At 42.8% G+C, this 18,710-nt stretch carries 19 protein-coding genes and 1 pseudogene; 10 read left to right on the forward strand and 10 right to left on the reverse strand.

What is annotated here, in order from left to right; translation table 11 throughout:
- Positions 1–74 precede the first annotated feature (74 nt).
- Positions 75–356 (reverse strand): DUF427 domain-containing protein, encoded by a 282-nt coding sequence (locus tag RB622_RS00545; RefSeq protein ID WP_308044517.1) that lies wholly within the window; start codon positions 354–356, stop codon positions 75–77.
- A gap of 320 nt (positions 357–676) precedes the next feature.
- On the opposite strand from RB622_RS00545, the gene RB622_RS00550 reads away from it, so the two are divergent.
- A complete protein-coding gene (locus tag RB622_RS00550) occupies positions 677–1,147 on the forward strand; it encodes a hypothetical protein (protein WP_308044518.1) in 471 nt (156 codons plus the stop codon).
- Positions 1,148–1,156: 9 nt separating this feature from the next.
- Here the strand turns inward: RB622_RS00550 and RB622_RS00555 are convergent, their stop codons facing one another.
- Entirely contained in the window at positions 1,157–1,795 is a 639-nt protein-coding gene (locus RB622_RS00555; RefSeq protein ID WP_308044519.1) for a DUF1080 domain-containing protein, read from the reverse strand.
- A gap of 183 nt (positions 1,796–1,978) precedes the next feature.
- Complete coding sequence (locus RB622_RS00560; RefSeq protein WP_308044520.1) at positions 1,979–2,221, reverse strand: hypothetical protein; 243 nt, start codon at positions 2,219–2,221, stop codon at positions 1,979–1,981.
- 625 nt (positions 2,222–2,846) lie between these two features.
- On the opposite strand from RB622_RS00560, the gene RB622_RS00565 reads away from it, so the two are divergent.
- Both RB622_RS00565 and RB622_RS00570 read left to right on the forward strand, forming a co-directional pair.
- The gene (locus RB622_RS00565) at positions 2,847–3,140 is read left to right on the forward strand and encodes a metalloregulator ArsR/SmtB family transcription factor (protein WP_308044521.1); all 294 of its coding nucleotides are present in this window, start codon (positions 2,847–2,849) and stop codon (positions 3,138–3,140) included.
- Between the two features lie 22 nt (positions 3,141–3,162).
- Positions 3,163–4,263: an NADH:flavin oxidoreductase gene (locus RB622_RS00570; protein WP_308044522.1), complete on the forward strand. Its 1,101-nt coding sequence runs from the start codon at positions 3,163–3,165 to the stop codon at positions 4,261–4,263.
- Between the two features lie 85 nt (positions 4,264–4,348).
- Here RB622_RS00570 and RB622_RS00575 read toward each other — a convergent pair whose 3' ends face one another.
- Positions 4,349–5,455 (reverse strand): alpha/beta hydrolase, encoded by a 1,107-nt coding sequence (locus tag RB622_RS00575; protein ID WP_308044523.1) that lies wholly within the window; start codon positions 5,453–5,455, stop codon positions 4,349–4,351.
- A 231-nt stretch (positions 5,456–5,686) separates the two neighbouring features.
- Here RB622_RS00575 and RB622_RS00580 point away from each other — a divergent pair, with 231 nt between their 5' ends.
- Positions 5,687–5,902, forward strand: coding sequence for a hypothetical protein (locus RB622_RS00580; protein WP_308044524.1), 216 nt, complete (start codon positions 5,687–5,689; stop codon positions 5,900–5,902).
- A gap of 338 nt (positions 5,903–6,240) precedes the next feature.
- Here RB622_RS00580 and RB622_RS00585 read toward each other — a convergent pair whose 3' ends face one another.
- Entirely contained in the window at positions 6,241–6,891 is a 651-nt protein-coding gene (locus tag RB622_RS00585; protein WP_308044525.1) for a hypothetical protein, read from the reverse strand.
- A gap of 238 nt (positions 6,892–7,129) precedes the next feature.
- On the opposite strand from RB622_RS00585, the gene RB622_RS00590 reads away from it, so the two are divergent.
- The 4 genes from RB622_RS00590 to RB622_RS00605 all read left to right on the forward strand — a co-directional run bounded on the left by RB622_RS00590 (position 7,130) and on the right by RB622_RS00605 (position 11,132).
- A complete protein-coding gene (locus RB622_RS00590; protein ID WP_308044526.1) occupies positions 7,130–7,621 on the forward strand; it encodes an RNA polymerase sigma factor in 492 nt (163 codons plus the stop codon).
- 11 nt (positions 7,622–7,632) lie between these two features.
- Positions 7,633–8,244 (forward strand): hypothetical protein, encoded by a 612-nt coding sequence (locus RB622_RS00595; protein ID WP_308044527.1) that lies wholly within the window; start codon positions 7,633–7,635, stop codon positions 8,242–8,244.
- A gap of 183 nt (positions 8,245–8,427) precedes the next feature.
- Positions 8,428–10,554, forward strand: a complete 2,127-nt coding sequence (locus RB622_RS00600; RefSeq protein ID WP_308044528.1) for a DNA topoisomerase 3 — start codon at positions 8,428–8,430, stop codon at positions 10,552–10,554.
- A 281-nt stretch (positions 10,555–10,835) separates the two neighbouring features.
- Positions 10,836–11,132 carry a hypothetical protein gene (locus tag RB622_RS00605; protein ID WP_308044530.1) on the forward strand — a complete coding sequence of 99 codons (297 nt, stop codon included), beginning with the start codon at positions 10,836–10,838 and terminating at the stop codon, positions 11,130–11,132.
- Positions 11,133–11,276: 144 nt separating this feature from the next.
- Here RB622_RS00605 and RB622_RS30260 read toward each other — a convergent pair.
- Positions 11,277–11,489, reverse strand: a pseudogene (locus tag RB622_RS30260) (NAD-dependent epimerase/dehydratase family protein); the annotation flags it as partial.
- Between the two features lie 21 nt (positions 11,490–11,510).
- Positions 11,511–12,074, reverse strand: coding sequence for a TetR/AcrR family transcriptional regulator (locus RB622_RS00610; protein ID WP_308044531.1), 564 nt, complete (start codon positions 12,072–12,074; stop codon positions 11,511–11,513).
- 430 nt (positions 12,075–12,504) lie between these two features.
- Between RB622_RS00610 and RB622_RS00615 the strand changes: the two genes are divergently transcribed.
- Complete coding sequence (locus RB622_RS00615) at positions 12,505–12,921, forward strand: hypothetical protein (RefSeq protein ID WP_308044532.1); 417 nt, start codon at positions 12,505–12,507, stop codon at positions 12,919–12,921.
- 57 nt (positions 12,922–12,978) lie between these two features.
- Positions 12,979–13,602 carry a response regulator transcription factor gene (locus tag RB622_RS00620; protein WP_308044533.1) on the forward strand — a complete coding sequence of 208 codons (624 nt, stop codon included), beginning with the start codon at positions 12,979–12,981 and terminating at the stop codon, positions 13,600–13,602.
- A 187-nt stretch (positions 13,603–13,789) separates the two neighbouring features.
- Here the strand turns inward: RB622_RS00620 and RB622_RS00625 are convergent, their stop codons facing one another.
- Genes RB622_RS00625 through RB622_RS00635 form a run of 3 tightly spaced genes read right to left on the reverse strand, consistent with a single transcriptional unit; the run spans position 13,790 to position 18,704 of the window.
- Positions 13,790–14,374 carry a TlpA disulfide reductase family protein gene (locus tag RB622_RS00625; RefSeq protein ID WP_308044534.1) on the reverse strand — a complete coding sequence of 195 codons (585 nt, stop codon included), beginning with the start codon at positions 14,372–14,374 and terminating at the stop codon, positions 13,790–13,792.
- Positions 14,375–14,402: 28 nt separating this feature from the next.
- Positions 14,403–15,521, reverse strand: coding sequence for an efflux RND transporter periplasmic adaptor subunit (locus RB622_RS00630; RefSeq protein WP_308044535.1), 1,119 nt, complete (start codon positions 15,519–15,521; stop codon positions 14,403–14,405).
- A gap of 12 nt (positions 15,522–15,533) precedes the next feature.
- Positions 15,534–18,704: an efflux RND transporter permease subunit gene (locus RB622_RS00635; RefSeq protein WP_308044536.1), complete on the reverse strand. Its 3,171-nt coding sequence runs from the start codon at positions 18,702–18,704 to the stop codon at positions 15,534–15,536.
- Positions 18,705–18,710: the final 6 nt, after the last annotated feature.

Consider the following 18,710-nt stretch of genomic DNA (forward strand, 5'->3'; position numbering starts at 1 on the left):
TCTGTTTCTTATGTACCTGTCCGCCCGGAATCGATAACGATTACGTAGTATTTTTTCTCGCTAAAATACCTTAATCAGGACTCTATTTGAACGCCTTTCCAGAAGGCGACATAATTTTTGATGTTTTCGGCAGCCTCTTTCGGTGCCGGGTAATACCAGCCTGCATCCGGATTTGACCTGCCTTCAATTTCCAGTGTGTAATAAGACGCCTCACCTTTCCAGGGACAGGTTGTATTGGTATCGGAAGGAATAAGATATGCCTTGTTTATAGATTCAAAGGGGAAATAATGATTATTTTCCACCACAACAGTTTCATTGCTTTCGGCGATCACCTGATGGTTCCAGATTGCTTTCATAAAATTGGTTAGACACGTGTAAAATCAGGTAACAACAATTCTTCCGATAACATTAAAATTCTGCCCGATAAAATAAAAGCCGGCGAGTTAATAAAACTCCCCGGCGATAGTAATATTTTATATTTCTTTGGCTTTCAGCAGCCGGCAATTTTTGATTTTAAATTGACAATAATGATTTTTGAGTCGTTATTAAATTGTTAGCGAATCAGAATTTCGGCGAAAGAATAAAGGTAAAAAGAGAAAGAAGGCCTGTTCTTTTTGTGTTATTTGTACGAAAACTGTTATTTACCCTGAACCCAACATTAAAACCAGGAAAATCTATGAATTTGATCAAAACGCTTACGCTCCTTGTGCTACTTTGTACAGCTTTGGTCGCCTGTAACAAAACGGCGACTGATCCCACGGAAGCAGCGGAGAAATTAACAGGTAATCCAAAATGGTTTATTGACGAGATTTACGCCAATGACGCGCCGGTTTTCAAAGACGGAAAACGCATTGAACAATTTGGAGGCATCAGCTTTGAGCGGTATATGGAAAACGTAAGTTTCACCAGGGACGGATCTTTCTCGGGTTATTTCATTGGCGACGCCAAACCGATGTACCTGAAATGGAAGGTAAACCCGAAGAATATTACTGTATTTTCAGCTGATACCGCCGCGGCCAAGGGCGGCGAATGGCATATCGACCCAAAAGATGTTTCAGACGATGCTTTCAGCATGAAAACGCAAAGTACGGCCTACAATTATCCGCAAATGACAAAAGTGGAGCTAAAATTCAAAAAGCAGAAGTAAGTTTAAAAGTTATAATTCCTGTAAAACCATGTCTTTATAGGCTACCTGTGCCTTTCCGCCACCGTGAATTTGTAATCCGATCAATCCTTTTTGGGGAATTGATTGATCAGGCTCGGTATAATCTACGGTCTGCTGGCCGTTGAGCGAAATACGAATGCGGCGGTTTTCGCACCTGACCTCATAATCGTTCCAGTCGCCGCGTTTCAGTATTTTTTTAACCAGCATTGAATCCGGACTTACAAGCGTTTTATTTCTTCTGGATTCATCATAGAGACTAGCCCAATAACCATCTCCGAGATCTGCCTGGTAACCAATCATCTCATAATCAGGCTTTGCAGCTCTGACACTTCTGAACTGCACGCCCGTATTGATAAAACCTTCCGTGCCCGAAAGCTTGAATTTTAACCTGATCACAAAATTGTCGTAGCTTTTCCGCGTACACAAAAAATAGTTATGATCCACCTTTTCAGTCAATGATCCGCCTGTGATAGCGCCATCTTCAATGCGCCAGGTTTTAACCGTGTCCCCTTCCCAGCCATGAAAATTTTTACCATTAAAAAGAACTTCCTGCTTTTTTGCAGATAAGGAAATACATGCCGACAATAGTGAAAAGAAGGCAACAGAAAGGATAGGCAAGTTTTTACGCATGGCTTTGAAGTGTTAGGTACTTGCATTTAAAAGCCATGACATCTTTTATTTTACCGCACAAAAAAATAAAAATGTACGTGCACTTCACGGATGGGCATAAAATAAAAAAAGGAAGATACGATCCCCCTTTTTTCATCCCACCAATAAAAGCCTCCTTCTCCGGAGGCCCCCGCTCAATTCAAATTATTTATTTGAATCACTTTTCAATTTTAGCTCTACGATGCTTGCTTTTTGTGGCGCAGTGTAGTTCTGAGCTTTTGTAACCGTTACTTTTTGCGGCGCAGGAGTTTCCAAAGGTTTTACTGAAACCGGAAGAGAATTGTTAACTGAAGAAACGATTACTTTTTCTTCTGTATTAGCTGTCGCGTAAGTAGAAATGGTCATTGCTATCATAGCACCGGCCAAAATGTTAATTGTATTTTTCATTGTTGTGTCTATTTTTATTTTTCTTTTGTTTCAACTCTTATTTCGAGTACAAATATACTACAATATTTCGAACAGAAACGTTCAGAGCACATTAAAACAAATTACATTCTGACAAAACCATTAAAATAGGGCACAAAATCAGAGCACTAGAACGATACACAATTGCACTATACTAATAAATTGACTTATTTTAAGTTTGCAATTCTTAATTTTTTCATATCATTATATTTCGTCTTTGACGGGTTTGCACAGCAGTTACATTTCACTACTAGTAATAACCAATGAACATTTCAATATTAACCTGATTTACAAAATTTTCTATGGCAGACTTATTTCCGGAGTTTCAAATCCGAAAAATATTTTTAAAAAAATTTAAAAAAACTTAAAAATAAATGTCCCAAATCCATTTATCGGTTGTAAAAAAGCATGTTAGCCCTCGCCATCCAATCAAATATCCACCGTAAAAAGCATCGAAAAGATCAAAAATAAAGATCTGAGACCACCTCCGTTTGGTTATTTTATTACCATCTGCACAATTTATTTAATTCCGGACCAGGAACTTTTCAAAATATAAGTTATGTTCATTGGAATATCGAGAAGTCTCGATATTCCAATATTCAATCGTATGGACCAGATCGAAATTTTCAAGGCACTTTCCAATAAAACCAGGCTGCAGATCCTGAACTGGCTTAAAAACCCTGAGCTCCATTTCGCCGAAGAGCACCGCAACGGTGCGGGGGTTTGCGTCGGAATGATCCAGGAAAAAGCAGGACTGACACAGTCGACGGTTTCCGAGTATTTGACCATACTAAAAAAAGCCGGACTGATTGAAGCAACCCGCATTGGACAGTGGACCTATTACAAAAGAAACGACGAGGCTTTTGCTGCATTGAGCAAAATGATCGAATCCGAAATCTAGTGTTATTATCAATTTTATATATATGAATTCTGAACAACTATTCAAGCCTTTCAGCTTGAAATCACTTAATATCAAAAACCGCATCGTTATGGCTCCCATGACGCGGTCATTTTCACCGAACGGCGTTCCGACAGCAGACGTGGCGTCTTATTATAGCCGCAGAGCAGCAGGTCAGGTAGGCCTGATTTTGTCGGAAGGAACCGTGATCGACAGGCCATCATCCTCCAACGATGCCAATGTCCCGCATTTTCATGGTGAAAAAGCGCTGGAAGGCTGGAAAAAAGTAATTGACGATGTCCACGCGGAAGGTGGCAGTATGGGCCCGCAGATCTGGCACATGGGTGTGATGTACAACCACCACAGCGGATGGACACTGGCGGTTCCTTTTGAAGGACCTTCTGAATACAATAACCCAAACCTGGCCAATGGCAGGGCGATGACGGAGGCTGATATCGCTGATACGATTCTTGCCTTTGGCCGCGCAGCAGCCGACGCAAAACGACTGGGTTTTGACTGTGTGGAAATTCACGGTGCCCACGGTTATCTGATCGACCAGTTTTTCTGGGAAGCGACCAACAATCGTACGGATCAGTATGGGGGTAAAACAATAGCTGAACGCAGCCGTTTTGCCATTGAGGTTATCAAAGAAGTAAGAAAACAAGTGGGGGAAGACTTCACAATTATCATGCGTTTGTCGCAATGGAAACCGGCGGATTATGATTTCAAACTGACTAAAACACCCGAAGAAATGGCCTCATGGCTGGTTCCAATGGCAGAAGCAGGCGTGGATATTTTCCACTGTTCGCAGCGCCGTTTCTGGGAACCTGAATTCGAAGGATCTGACCTTAACTTTGCCGGTTGGGCTAAAAAACTGACAGGAAAAGCAACGATCACCGTTGGCTCGGTTGGTTTGAACGGAGAGTTCCTCGCGGCTTTTGCAGGCGAAAGTTCCCAACCAAGCTCACTGGATGAGTTAATACGCCGTTTCGAGCGTGGCGATTTTGACCTTGTAGCCGTTGGCCGTCCTATTCTGGCTGATCCGAACTGGGTTAAAAAAATCCACGATAACAAGACTGAGGAACTGGTTGGTTTCTCGAAGGAAGCCCTCGGCGCACTGCTTTGATATAAAATTCTCTCACGGGTTTAGCAGCTTCCCACGCTGCTAAACCCGTTTCTATTTCAGCTTTAGACAAAACAGGCAAGGATAATTACAGATCAGCCTTGCCCGTTTTTATGCTCTTAAATATTTTATACTGTGTTTCCAAAACGGCTGCGTTAAAACCATGTGCGGTCTTGGGCAGCAGAAAATACTTCTTTGAGGGAGCTGTCATTTTATTGAAATATTTCTCTGACTCCCGTCTAGGCGTTAAAAGATCTTCGCTGCCTTGGATTAAGTACACCGGAATCTTAAACTCCGTGTTGTCTTTGATTAAGTCAATTCCCGCACACATGGAAGCCACACCCAGCCGGGTGTCTCCCACATAATTTACAAATGAATAGTCATCGCCATCGCTCCGGTTTTGGTTATCTTTTTCATTGTCATAAGTCGGCGCCACTACAAACCAGGACTCAGGAGCGGGGACTGAAGCAGCCTTTTCGTATTTTTTTACGATCCTCAGCAACTGACCTACCTTCCTGGCTCTATCGTACGGTGGTTTTCCAATTCCGTTTAGAACCTCTAATCCGTCCTTATCACTTTGACTTTCTGCTATTTTATAAATTTTATCATAAAAAGCCAGATCAATACCGGGCTTAACGATTTGCGAATGTCCAACGTAGGCATAAAAAAGATCCGGTTGTTTGGCAGCCATCTTAACACCAAGGGCGGATCCCCAGGAAGTACCAAAAAGAATAAGTTTTTGCTTCCCCAGATATTGGAGAAGATATTGTGATAAGACAATTCCATCATTTGCCATCTGGTCAAGCGTCAGTGGATTTGCCTTTAAGTATTCAGGTGTCAGCTCCTGCGGGGCTTTACGCCCAAAAGTTCTTCCGGTACCGCGCTGATCCCATTGTACGATCACAAAATCCCTCTCCCACGTTTTGTAAAGATTATCCGAATACGGACTTATGGGACTACCGGGACCACCATGAATAAACAGCACGGCAGGTTTTGACTTATCTCCTCTTATGGTAATCCACTGCTCAATACCGTTTATTTCAACGAACCTCTCTTCCTGAATGATCTCGTTCGAGCTCAGACTTTTTTCACCATTTTCCTCCTGGGCATTTCCCACCAGCGGAGACCATAACAAAATGATGATGAATATCTTAACTGAAAATGTGTCAATTTTGCAAGTGAGGTTACTTTTCATAAGCGAGCGTTAGCGTTCTTTCCGAAAGTAATAAATAAGTTGACGACTTCCTTCATCTTCATTCGTTTTTCATGAAGAATTACGCCGATACTGCTTCGTACTTTCCGGGTCAGGCTCTGTCACCTCTTCGCGATTTTGGCTTGATAAATTTTACAATGATTGCTATAATACTTTCAACCCTTCGGGTTTACGGAGTTCCTAATAGATGACATGCTGTTAAATCAATGAATAATGAAACTATGGCAAACTACAATCCGCCTACTTGTCGTTCCTAAATACCATCTTTACCAATTGCCCAATCCAGAGGGAATCGACAATATTGTAGAAATGAAGCAGCCTGCCAGGACACGAAACGCCGTAAAAGGAACCGATTCTAACATTTACCATTTACACAATCCCAAAGGGATGAACAATATTGTAGAAATGAAGCAGCGCACCGGGATGTGAAACGCCGTAAAAGGAACCGATTCTGATATTTACCATTTACACAATCCCAAAGGGATGAACAATATTGTAGAAAAGAAGCAACGTATCGGGATGTGAAACCCCGTAGGCCTGACCGATACTGACATTTACCATTTACACAATCCCAAAGGGATGAACAATATTGTAGAAAAGAAGCAACGCACCAGGATGTGAAACCCCGTAGGCGTGACCGATCCTGACATTTCCTCACATAAACCAATTTCAAGGAAATATCCGGGGCTCCGTACCTACTGATGCGTTCCCAAAGTTGGTATTCTTTTTAGATAATACTTGTAAATAACCTCCAAAATCGCCCCGACCTACTTTGCCGGTACTTTACTCACAACGTCAGAATCCCGGAACCAAACGGATCCAAAACCAGGACCAAATTTTTGTATTGTTGGTTTTGGTTGGTCATCGTTCAGCCATTTAAAAAATAATTTTTCAGTATACAATAAGGTATAGGTACCTTCAAGGCGAAAACCATCTTTCTCCGGGCATTGATACCATTCAAATTCCCTGACAACGTCACACTCCGATTCATCGCTGGTAATAATGCCTACCTTTTTGTTTTTGTAATAATATGCCTCAATTAAATTTCCGAAGATATCTTCTGTAATTTCTACACGGTTAAATGAATCATAGTTCTCATTCCATGATTCTTCATCATGAAGCTGACTAAATACTTCAAATTGATACTGATCACTTCTTTTAGACACGATCAGTGATGTGCAAATATGATACGCACAAAAACTTCCCTCACTTTTAAGGTATAGCTCTTCTTCCAAACCAAACGGAATGCTCGTCTGGAACAGATCTACCCCGAACTGATCGGTCCGGATCTGTTCCCACCTTAATTTTTTCCTGTTTGTTTTTTCGCTTTTTGCTGCCGCCCCGGTTTTTGTGTTACCTTCTGCAAGTAATTTCTCATAAGCCGCTCTGGCCGCTTCTGCTGAAAAATCGTGATCCATTTGGTTGCGTTTAAACGAAATAATTACTCAAAATACAAAATCCGCTACGAATCCTGAATATGGACTGGCAACTATTTTAGATCATATAAGTCGGAATATGTTACAAACGCTGAACCAGACATTACGAAGCGGACACCCTTGCATGTAAATAGGGTTAGGCGTTAAAAAATTTCACCTTGAAGCATGTAATTTTTTCCCACTGCCAGCGACTAACCTTACAAACACGACCGAATTGATAATGGAAAAAGAATTTATCAACCTGCTGAATCAGAATCGAGGGATTCTCTACAAAATATGCAGGGTGTATTGCATGGAAGCCGCCGACCGGCAGGATCTGTTTCAGGAAATTGTGCTTCAATTGTGGAAAGCTTATCCCTCTTTCAAACAGCAGGCCAACATCAGCACCTGGATGTACAGGATCGGGATGAATACGGCCATTTCCAATTATCGAAAGCAGAAAAAAAGACAACCACCGATCGCCTTTTCCAACATGAGCTCTCCCCTGCCCGACTTGTCTGATGCGGACGATATGCCCGTCGAAACCGCTGTGCTGTACAAAGCCATCGACCAGTTGACCCAGATTGAAAAAGCGGTGGTACTGCTCTATCTGGAAGATAAAAGCTATGAAGAAATGGCGATTATCCTGGGTATCGGCAAGTCGAATGTCGGCGTAAAGCTAAACCGGATCAAAGTAAAACTTGAAAAAATAATGAAATCCATCACCTGTTAAAAACAACTGCTATGCATCTTGACGAACTTAAAGCGAGCTGGAAATCATTGGATGAAAAAGTGGCCGCTACACAAGAATTAAGTGAACAAATTGCACTTTCCATGATGAAGGAGCACTCCAAAAGCACTGTCTCTAAAATCCAGGCCAAACTAAAAAAGTTGGCTTTGTACTTTATTGGGTTACTCACGCTTTTTATTGCCATTCTGGCCGGCAACCCTTTTGACTATACCAACTGGTACGAGTATGTCCCAGCAGCTGCTTACGCATTACTGGTAATAGCGGGACTTGAAATTATTATCCGTGAAATGATTGCCATCCGTAAAGTCCGGCTTACCAAAAGCAATCTTCGGGAAAGCCTGCAAAAAATCATTCAGTTTCATGAAGCCTACCAATCGGTTATGGATACAGTCTGGAAAATCAGCATGGTTATCGGTTTTCTCTTAGGCATTTCTTTATTGGTGCGTAATTTTGAAACCTATGGCTGGACAAAATCAGTAGTGGTAGTAGCTGTAAACGGCATCTTTGTGAGCGCCATGTATCTGATTGCTAAAAAAGTTTTCAAACAATTACCCGATACAAATCTGGCCGAATTAAAAATAAATCTGGCTGAATTGGAACAATAACAATCCATCGTATGGGAGCGGGTACAAGACCCGCCCCTACGCCCGCACCCATCACCCGATAAAAATGAAAGCCATATTTTCCCGAAAATTTCCTGACCTTTGCATTCCCAAAATGATTGAAGCATAAACTGAATTTCTCAGACTGCCCAGGTTGTTTAACCAAAGTAATCTGACACAACGAATATGAAAGTTTGCATAGCTGAAAAGCCAAGTGTAGCGAAAGATATAGCCGAAGTGCTCGGAGCAAAACAGCGTAAGGATGGTTATTATGAAGGAAACGGATACCAGGTAACCTGGACATTCGGGCACTTTTGTACCCTGAAAGAACCGCACGATTATCATGAGCGCTGGAAATCATGGCGGCTGGAAGATCTCCCGATGATCCCTTCAAATTTTGGTATTAAACTGATTGACAATCCGGGTGCACTAAAACAGTTCGGAATAATCGAAAATCTTGTCAAAAATTCCGAGGAGGTTATCAACTGCGGTGATGCGGGCCAGGAAGGAGAGCTTATTCAGCGCTGGGTTTTACTGAAAGCCAAATGTGCCGTTCCTGTCAAACGTCTGTGGATTTCTTCACTGACCGAGCAGGCAATTCGGGAAGGTTTTGAAAAACTGAAAGAAAGCGAGCAATACAATAATCTTTATGCAGCAGGCAGCGCCCGGGCTATTGGTGACTGGTTGCTGGGTATGAACGCGACCCGGCTTTTCACCAAAAAATTTGGTCAGGGAAAAGTTGTGTTATCCATCGGAAGGGTGCAAACCCCAACGCTGGCCGTGATCGTGCAGCGGCAGAAAGAGATCAACGCTTTTGTATCCGAGGAATACTGGGAGCTAAAAACCATATACCGGGAAACGGAATTTACCGCTACCATTGACCGGATCAAAAAAGCGGAAAAGGCTGAAAAAGGCCTGATTTATTTAAAAGAACACCCTTTTGAAATTACTTCCTTTGAAAGAAAAGAGGGAAAGGAAGGCAATCCAAGAATCTTCGATCTGACTTCCTTGCAGGTTGAGTCAAACAAAAAATATGGATATTCGGCAGAGGATACGCTCAAACATATTCAGAATTTATATGAGAAAAAGTTTGTAACCTATCCAAGGGTGGATACCACCTATCTTTCGGAAGATCTGCATCCCAAGATTGCCGGTATTTTGCAGGATTTGAAACCATATAACAACCTGACGGCGCCGCTTCTGGAAAAACCGATCCCCATGTCAAAGACGGTTTTCGATGATAAAAAGGTGACAGATCACCACGCCATCATACCCACGGGGGTTTTTCCAAATCATATCAGCATTGATGAAAAGCGGATTTATGACCTGATCGTAAGGCGTTTTATTGCCGCATTTTATCCTGAATGTAAGGTATCCAACACAACGGTTTTAGGAAAAGTGGGGCAGGTTGAGTTTAAAGCAACCGGAAAGCAAATTCTCGAACCCGGCTGGCGTGAGGTTTATGCCAATGATGCCAGCGCAAAAAAAGAAGCCGCTGAAGAAGAAAAGTTAATGCCCGAGTTTGTCGTGGGAGAAAGCGGCCCGCACGAACCGCGGGTTCATCAGGGAAAAACCTCGCCGCCGAAGGCTTTCACAGAGGCTACACTGCTCCGAGCGATGGAAACCGCCGGAAAAATGGTTGAAGATGAAGAGGTGCGGGAATTGTTAAAGGATAACGGGATTGGACGCCCCTCCACCCGGGCCAATATCATAGAAACGCTTTTCAAAAGAAAGTATATTGAAAAGAAAAAGAAGAATCTCTTTGCCACACAAACCGGGATAGATCTGATAGACACCATCCAGAATGAGCTACTGAAAAGTGCTGAGCTGACCGGAAACTGGGAAAGAAAACTGCGTTTGATTGAAAAAGGCGAATATTCGATGGAAACCTTCAAGCAGGAGCTTATCCAGATGGTAGTAGACCTGACCAAAGAAGTTTTATCAAACCGTGGTGGGATGATCAGCATTGCACAGGAAACACCTGTCGTGGTTGAAAAAGAAGAAAAGGTAAAAAGAGAGCCCAAACCCAAAGAGCCGAAGGAGGAAATATCGATAGAAACTCTCAAATGTCCCAAGTGCAAGGAACATTTACTAAAAAAAGGGAAAACAGCATATGGCTGTGGCAATTTCCAGGTTTGCGGCTTTAAAATTCCTTTCGAATTGATGGGTAAAAAACTAACCGACAAACATGTTTACGATTTGTTAAGCAAAGGAAAAACAGCCAAAATCAAAGGGCTGCTGATCCCCGGAAGTGCATCGCCGATTGACGCAAAGCTGGTCATGGGCGGAGACTTTAATATTGGGGTTGAATAATTTTCCTGTAAAAAATCACTATACATAAAATCAGTTTCGACAAGCCAACCGTGCATCAGCTCTTTCTTCATATCTAAAATTAATACAATACAAAATAAATTTAAACCGTCCAATAGAATTCATTTTGTTTAATATAGAATTAATCCTATTCAATCAACTCATTTGTTACCATTCAATAACTTTTCTTCATTTTTCTGCACATCCGTTCCAACCTTTTGCGATCATTAGCGGTCTTTGTATTAGATTTGCACATGTTTACTATTGTAAATTAAATTTTAGCTATGAAATCCCTTTCTACATTTGCGATTGCCGTTACGCTTTTTGTGCTTTGTCTGCTTGAAAAAGAGGCCAAACAACGTGATCTTGCAAGACAGAAGAGCAACGAATATCTGGCAGACAGCCTTAACATCAATACACCGGCCCTGGATGCTCCGGCCTATGCAGATCTTCAGAACGAAGAGAGCAATCTTTCTTCTGAAAAGCTTCCGATTAATGAAATAGCCATTTCTGATTCAGCAGCGAGGTCGCTGGCGCCTACACCGTTTCTTGGTAAATTACCATTATTAAGCAGCTTCTAAAAACAGGGAAAGCAATTTTATACGCTACCCAGACTTATAATATCCTTTCCCTCAATAATCTTTTTCTCAGGCTCTGACAGCGCTGCATGAATCATCGCTAAGCCCAGTTCTTTCAAGGTACAGAAGCCTCCCGGATACATAGCAAAAACAGGCATTATACCCGTCTAGCTGCCCCTTTATGGCGGATAAATCAAAGAAATTCGCGTGAATAACCTCTTTCAGTTTGGGGTGCGAAACACCGCAAGGCTCTCTGTTGATAACCAATACCTGCTCCACTCAATTAGAAAGAAGACATTCATGAAGCACACCTTCTCCAACCATCCCGGTCGCGCCGGTGATAATCGCCCGAACTTTCATACCATTGTCAATACCCATATTTTATTTCGTTAACATAGCCCAAAGTAACCCAAACGTGTCCTCGATCATCTCCGCTTTTTTTTCCGGTGTCAGCTGCGTACTGATAAGATATTGGTACACGCCATACACATGACCTCCCAAAATTGAGCTTATCAACTGCGCAGGCAATGGTTTAAAAATGTTCTCTGAAATTCCGGCTCGTAAAAGTTCTACGTGGAGCCTCGTTTGTTTCTCAATATCCTCCGATGATACCTTCGCCAGGTGCGGCGAGAAATGGAATTGCTGGATAAAATAAAACTCTGGTTTATGTGCCAATCCCCATTCCAGTGATGATACATAAATGTTTTTCATTTTGTCTTTCAGCGTATTCTCCGCATTGTATGTTTCTAAAAGATGCCGGTTTAAGCTGTCTTTTGTATGGTTGTACAAGGCAACAATTAAATCTTCCTTTGTCTTAAAATAATGGAACAAAGTTCCGTTGGCCACACCTGCTTCCTTCGCGATTTTACTCGTTGGCGTACCATGAAAACCAAATTCCACAAAAAGTTTTAAAGCCGCAGCCCTAATTTCCTCTTCCTTATTCATTTATAGATTGACTGATCACTCTATAAAATTAAACTAATAATTTTTGGCAGCCAAATTTTTCGGAATCTTATTGACCGAAGTAAATACAAACTTTTATCAAACCAGCTGAGACAGCAATAAGGATCAATCCCATTCGTCATTTACATACACTTTCTTGTTCATTCGAGATAATTCTACAAAATGTAAAGTGAAGTTCTATGAATAAATTATCCGGCACCGTTTATTTTTAGGCAACAAAGGAAAAAGTTAAAATTTTAGTAATAAAATAATAGGCATTACACTTTAAACGCACTTGTCCGGCACTTACCTTGTCATCCAGCCCAGATAATTGATGCAACATTTTAAGAGCCGTGGTATTTTCCAAAATGAATTTTTATCAGTATCTATTTATTTCAAAACGAACAAACACGCCCTCTTTTACCATGATGTTATGAAAAAACTCTTAGTCTTTGACCGAAAACGAAACAATCGGGAGCTGTTAGTCGGTATGCTTCAGACCCATCAACCGGCAGTACCAATAGAAGAAGCAGAAAGCATCAGCGAAGTGCTTAGAAAACTGGCGATCGGAAAACCGGCGCCCGTTGAACGAAATCATGACAATTTGCTGATCATAGGCCTTAGTGCCCCAGACCCCGAGATACTGAATTTTGTTATTTATCTGGGGAAAAATAAACCTGGCCTCAAAGTTTTACTCTATGCTTCTAGTAACTATGTCTGGCTCGAAAAACTCAATGTCATTACCTGCGGCCTTTTAGCCCCTCCCTTTTGCACCGTGACGGTCCAACTTAACGAATCCGTCCAGAAGATGCTCAATAAACAAAGGGTAATCGAGGAAATGGCAGTTTAAGCAGACCTACGGAGACTTATAAAATTATTTATCATACCCCCACATTACGCGCTGAAAATGACAAGAATATTATTGGTTATCAAAAATGATATATTCAGCACGGGCATTGCGTCCGCCATCAATGAATATGATCTAACTGTCTATATTGAAAAGGTCAAAGACCAGGCCATCATGCCGCAAATCTTAAAAGAATCCGAATTTGACGTGCTGATCTTCGATACTGACCTATCGAGCTACTCCAATCTTCTTACCATAGAAAAAATAAGAAATAAACAACCAGGTATAAAAATTATTGTCCTGGGTGAGGAAACAAAAAAAGAATGGGCCCTGTCTTATCTGCGTAAAGGCGTTGATAGCGTTTGTTTCAAAACAATTGCCAAATCTGAATTCCAAACGGCGTACAGAACAGTTTTAAATGGCAAAAAATACTTGGACCATCAGCTTACTGAATTTTTACTGATGGAAACTACCGGTCCGGACCTGATCAGTTTGCTAAGCGTACGAGAATCGGAGATCATGAATTTTTTGCTGAAAGGACACCGTACCGCTGAAATTGCCCGGGAACTGAAACTGGCTGTTTCCACGATCAGTACCATGAAAAATAATATATACCGTAAAATGAAAGTAAACAACATTGTAGACCTGGTGGGAAAAGTAAATTTACTTCAGCACAGGGCCTGACACGTTTCCATACCAACCACTACTCATTTAAACAAATCCTCGCAATCAGGTGGTAAAAGAAAGAGATTCGCCACCTGATTGTAACTGGATTTTCATTGTAAATCTCGCAAAAAGTCCTGAACACCTCGGCATGACAGTCACTTAGCAAGGAACCTATCTGCATATTTTTACAGGGCAATCTCTTGACCTAATGGCTCAGTTGCGTGATCATGTCAACCAGCTCTGAACTATTGTAATCCGCAGCACCTTCCTGCCTGAAGACCATTTGTCCTCTTTTATCCAGGATCACAGTGGTCGGAATCGCTCCCTGCGTAAAAACAGGCGGTATGTCGCCTGCGGGATTAACGACCTTTAAACCATACTGATGTTGCTTCATGAATTTGTCTGACTTTTCATAATTGTTATCGACATCCATCATCAAAAAAACTACATGCTCATTATCTTTAAATTTGTCATGCAGGGCATTAATGGATGGCATCTCTGCAATACAAGGCGGACACCAGGTCGCCCAAAAGTTAATAAACACCACTTTACCCTTAAGCGAGGCTAAATCAACCGTTTTTCCTTCACCATCTTTAAAAAGTATATTGGGCACAGGTTCGGCCGCAATACCACCATCTAGTTTTTTGTCTATCCGGGGTTGAAAGAACCCAATTTTCATCAGATTCTGAATCGTCCAGGCTTTTACCTGAGGGTCGATGACCATAGCTGCTAAGAATACCAGGAGCACCGTCGAAAATATGTTTGAGACCGAAAACCATTTCTTTTTCATAATCCTGCTTCTGTTTAATGGCGTAATTTTAGTTTATTTTGACCTTACTTCCGTTCAGCAACTCTTCATTACCTTTTTTGATAACCTGATCTGTTTTTGTCAGCGAACCAAAGATTTCCTGAAGTGAATCTTTTCGTATCCCTTCACGAACATCTACTTTTTTAACCGTATTGTTTTCAACAACAAGTACAAAGGTACCCGATTGTGCATGTACAACACTGCTTGAAGGAACCCACAATGTAGAATCAGGCCGTTGCAATTGCATAGTCACCTGTGCATACTCACCTCCGTCGAGCGATCCGTCTCTGTTATCAACATCAAATTCCGCCGTAACAGCACGGTTCTGTTGTTGGAGTACCCCACTCTTTCTGGACAGAACCGAAGTGAAAATTTTCCCGGGAAGATTAGAGACCATAAAGGTGATCCTGGTGTTTTTCCCGAGAGACTGTGCATGCTTTTCAGGAACCGCGACAGTTAACCGTAATTTACTGTTCTGAGCGACTACGAACAGCGGCATCGTATTACTTTCTCCCACAAGCGCGCCCACAGACATATTCCTTTCAACGACCACGCCATCAAATGGTGAGATGATCTTTAAATATTGTTCCTGTTGGCCAAATGCCTGTGCATTGGCTATCGCTGATCTATAGGCGGCACTGTCGCTTCTTAATTTGCTTTTGGCCCGGTCAAGCTCGATGGCGGCAACGGATCCATCCTTTTGAGCGGCCTTTAAAACTCTTTCATAAGTTTGCCGGCTAAGCTGATAGTTTTCATAAAACTTTTGCTGGTCTGATTTTGCAGACTGAAAGCGTTGTGATACTTCGGGAGCTTCCAAGACAGCCATAATTTGTCCTTTTCTGACAAAACTTCCGCGGTCCACGGAAATGGTTTTAATAAACCCTTTTATCTTGGGAAACAAACTGACCTGTTCATAAGGTTTGAGCTCCCCCGGCAATGTCAGTTTAAATTCAGGCTGGTCAACGGACGGCCTGACAACCTTTACCGTCACAGGCTCTTGCGTCTTGGTCCGGCTCTGATTTTCTCCCTGTGATTTGGTATTACAACCATTGATACCTATGCTTAACAACAGTGTCCCGAAAGCAAGGAGGTATGTTTTTTTATAATTTACGATGATCATTGGCAGCATTTTTCTGATAGTTTAGTGAGTTTCTATTAATTGTGGTTGAACATCATCCGGATCCAGGGAACGGCTATCCCTGCCTGCTTTACGCATCACGCTTGTAAACAGATGGGGCATAACAAAAAGAACCGTAAGCGTTGACAAAAGAAGTCCCCCAATAACGGCCTGTCCCAATGGGGCTATCTGTTCACCGCCTTCTCCCATGCCGGATGCCATTGGCAACATACCGGCAATCATGGCCAGTGTTGTCATCACAATAGGCCTTAACCGCGAAGATGCGGCGGCCAGCCCGGCATGCCGGGCCTGCATACCAAGCGACAACCTGTTATACTCGGCCTGATTGATTAGCAGCACCGCATTGGAAACCGAAACTCCCACGGACATAATGATACCCATGTAAGATTGTAAATTGAGCGTACTTCCAAACAACAGAAGCATCAGGATACTTCCCCCAATCACCGCAGGTACCACAGCAAGTATCAAAGCGGAGATTTTAAAAGACTGATAATAAGCCGTCAGCATTAAAAAAATAACCACAATGGCTACGAGCAGACCCGTCTGAAGTCCGACCATTGTCTCATCAAGAAGCTGCATAAGCCCTTCGGTGGAAATAATCAGTCCCCGGGGCGCATCGCCTGCGTCTTTCAGAACCTTTTTGACCGCCTTCGACGCACTGCCCAAATCGGTCTTGTTGATATTAGCCAATACAGTAACATACCGGTTTGATCCATGCCGGTTGACCTGGGCAGCCTGTTTAACCATTTCCAGACTGGCAACATCTTCCAGAACCGGACGTGGCTCTCCCGCTTTAAGCGGAAATGACCGCAGTTTGTCAAGCGATTGCATATCCGATTCCGGGATTTGTACCTGCACTTGAAAGACGAGGCCGGATTTGGGATCCATCCATAGGTTTTTATTGGTAAAACGCGTCGATGAAGTGGCAATAGCCAAAGCACGGGAGACGTCTTCCATCGTTAAACCAAACTGGGCTGCTAACTGCCTGTTCACGTTGATTTTCACGCTTGGATAATTAACCGGTTCCGCGATGCGCACATCCCGGAGAAAGGGAATTTTATCCATCTCGTCTTTTAATTTCAACGCATATTGATTGGCAGCTTTCAATTGCCCGGCGGCCACTTTGATCTGTATCGGTGTCATGGCTCCCTGGCTCATGATCTTTTCAACGAGTTCCATAGGCTCAAAGTTAATTTTGAGCTCGGGAAGCTGTTTTTTTACCTGAGTTCGTATGGATTCTTTAAATTCCGCTATTGACTTTTTAAAGATTTTCTGATCAATGGATACCTGTAAAACCGCCTCATGCGATCCACTCGTAAAAAGAAAGATCGGATTGATTGCGGTGGCCGAAGGCTGAAGGCCCACAAAGGCCGAACTGATTTTAATAGATTGCTCAGGAAGCAGATCTTCAATAATTCCGGTAACCTTTTTCAGATAAGCTTCTGTATTTTCCAGTCGGCTTCCTTCGGGCGCGACAATACGGAGCTGGATATCACCGCTGTTGCTGGCGGGTAAAATATCAGTCCCCACCGTCAAAAAAGACAATGTGACCATGACCCCTACCACCGCCACATAAGCCATGATCACGACGCCGGCCCTGCTTTGCATCCGCCGGGTAAGTGATAAATAAAAGATCTTAAATGCGTCAAACCGGGTACGTTTTGCACCTTTTATTTTCCGCCCGTGGCTCTTTAATTGCTCCGGTTTCATGAGCCAGTTTGCCATGATTGGTACAAATGTCTGGGAAGCTAAAAAGGATGCAATCATGGCAAAAGCCACGGCGAGCGAAAGCGGCATAAACATATCCTTGGGGATGCCACTCATCATGAAAGAGGGTATCAGAACGGCCAGAATACATAAAAGAATCAAAAGTTTCGGAACCGATATTTCCAGCAAAGCATCCAGGATAGCCCTTTTCTTGGGTTTATTCATTTCAAAATGCTGATGGATGTTTTCGATGGTAACGGTGGCTTCGTCGACCAGGATCCCGATAGCCAGCGCCAATCCACTCAAAGTCATCACATTAATTGTCTGCCCTAGCATGTACAACATGATAACCGCCGAAAGAATGGCGATGGGTATGGTCAAGACCACAATCAGGGAACCTCTTGAGTCCCCAAGAAAAAGAAACACCATCAACCCGGTGAGCAGTGCCCCTAAAATGCCTTCATGGATTAAATTTTCCAGCGAGCGCTCAATATAGCCCGACTGATCAAAAACATACCGGATATCAACATCTTCCGGAAGCGCCGCCTTGAGCATCGGTATAGCGCCTTTCAGGTTTTCCACTACTTTTAGCGTCGACGCATCTGCTTTTTTGATCACGGGCAGATAAACCGACCGCTTCCCGTTGATTATCGCGTAACCAGTCGTAATATCCGCTGCATCTTCTACACTGGCAATATCCTTTACGTACACATTGGTTCCTGAACCTTTACGAACGGGTATATCTAGAAATTCCTGCGGATCATTGGCAATGGAATTGAGCGGACTCATTAAATTTTGTTCACCAATCCGGATATTTCCCGCCGGAGCCGGAAAGTTATTTTTGGCTATGGCTGTCGTTACTTCCTCGGCTGAAAGACCATAAGACTGCATCAGGTCTGCATTGACCTTTACAACCATCGTCCTGACATTTCCTCCGAATGGTGCGGGGGCTGTCACACCCGGAATTGTGACAAACATAGGCCTGATCTTGGTAAGCGCCATAGTCTGAAGTTCGGTAATCGATCTTTGAGGACTTTCAAAAACCAGCTGCCCTATGGGTATTGAGCTGCCATCAAAGCGGACCACCTGTGGTGGCACGGCGCCAGGCGGCAAAAAACCCATGGCCCTGGATACCTGAGCGGAAACCTCGCCAGCGGCCTGTGCCATGTCTGTGTCTGGATAAAATGTAAGCTTCATCAGCGTAAAGCCCTGGATACTTTTAAAATCAATATCCTTGACACCGCTGACAAAAATGAGTACTTTCTGGAATTCATTGGCCATAAAGCCATCCATGTAAGCGGGCGACAGCCCTCCGTAAGGCATCGCTATATAGATGACGGGAAGTTCCACGCGCGGAAAAATATCCACGTTTATCTTGCGGATAGCCATAAAAGAGAAATAAGCAATACCAATAACAGCTACCATTATTGATAAAGGTCTTCGCAAAGCAAGCCTTATAAGGTTCATAGTATC

It is taken from the genome of Dyadobacter sp. LHD-138, from assembly GCF_030929615.1.
Lineage (GTDB): Bacteria > Bacteroidota > Bacteroidia > Cytophagales > Spirosomataceae > Dyadobacter.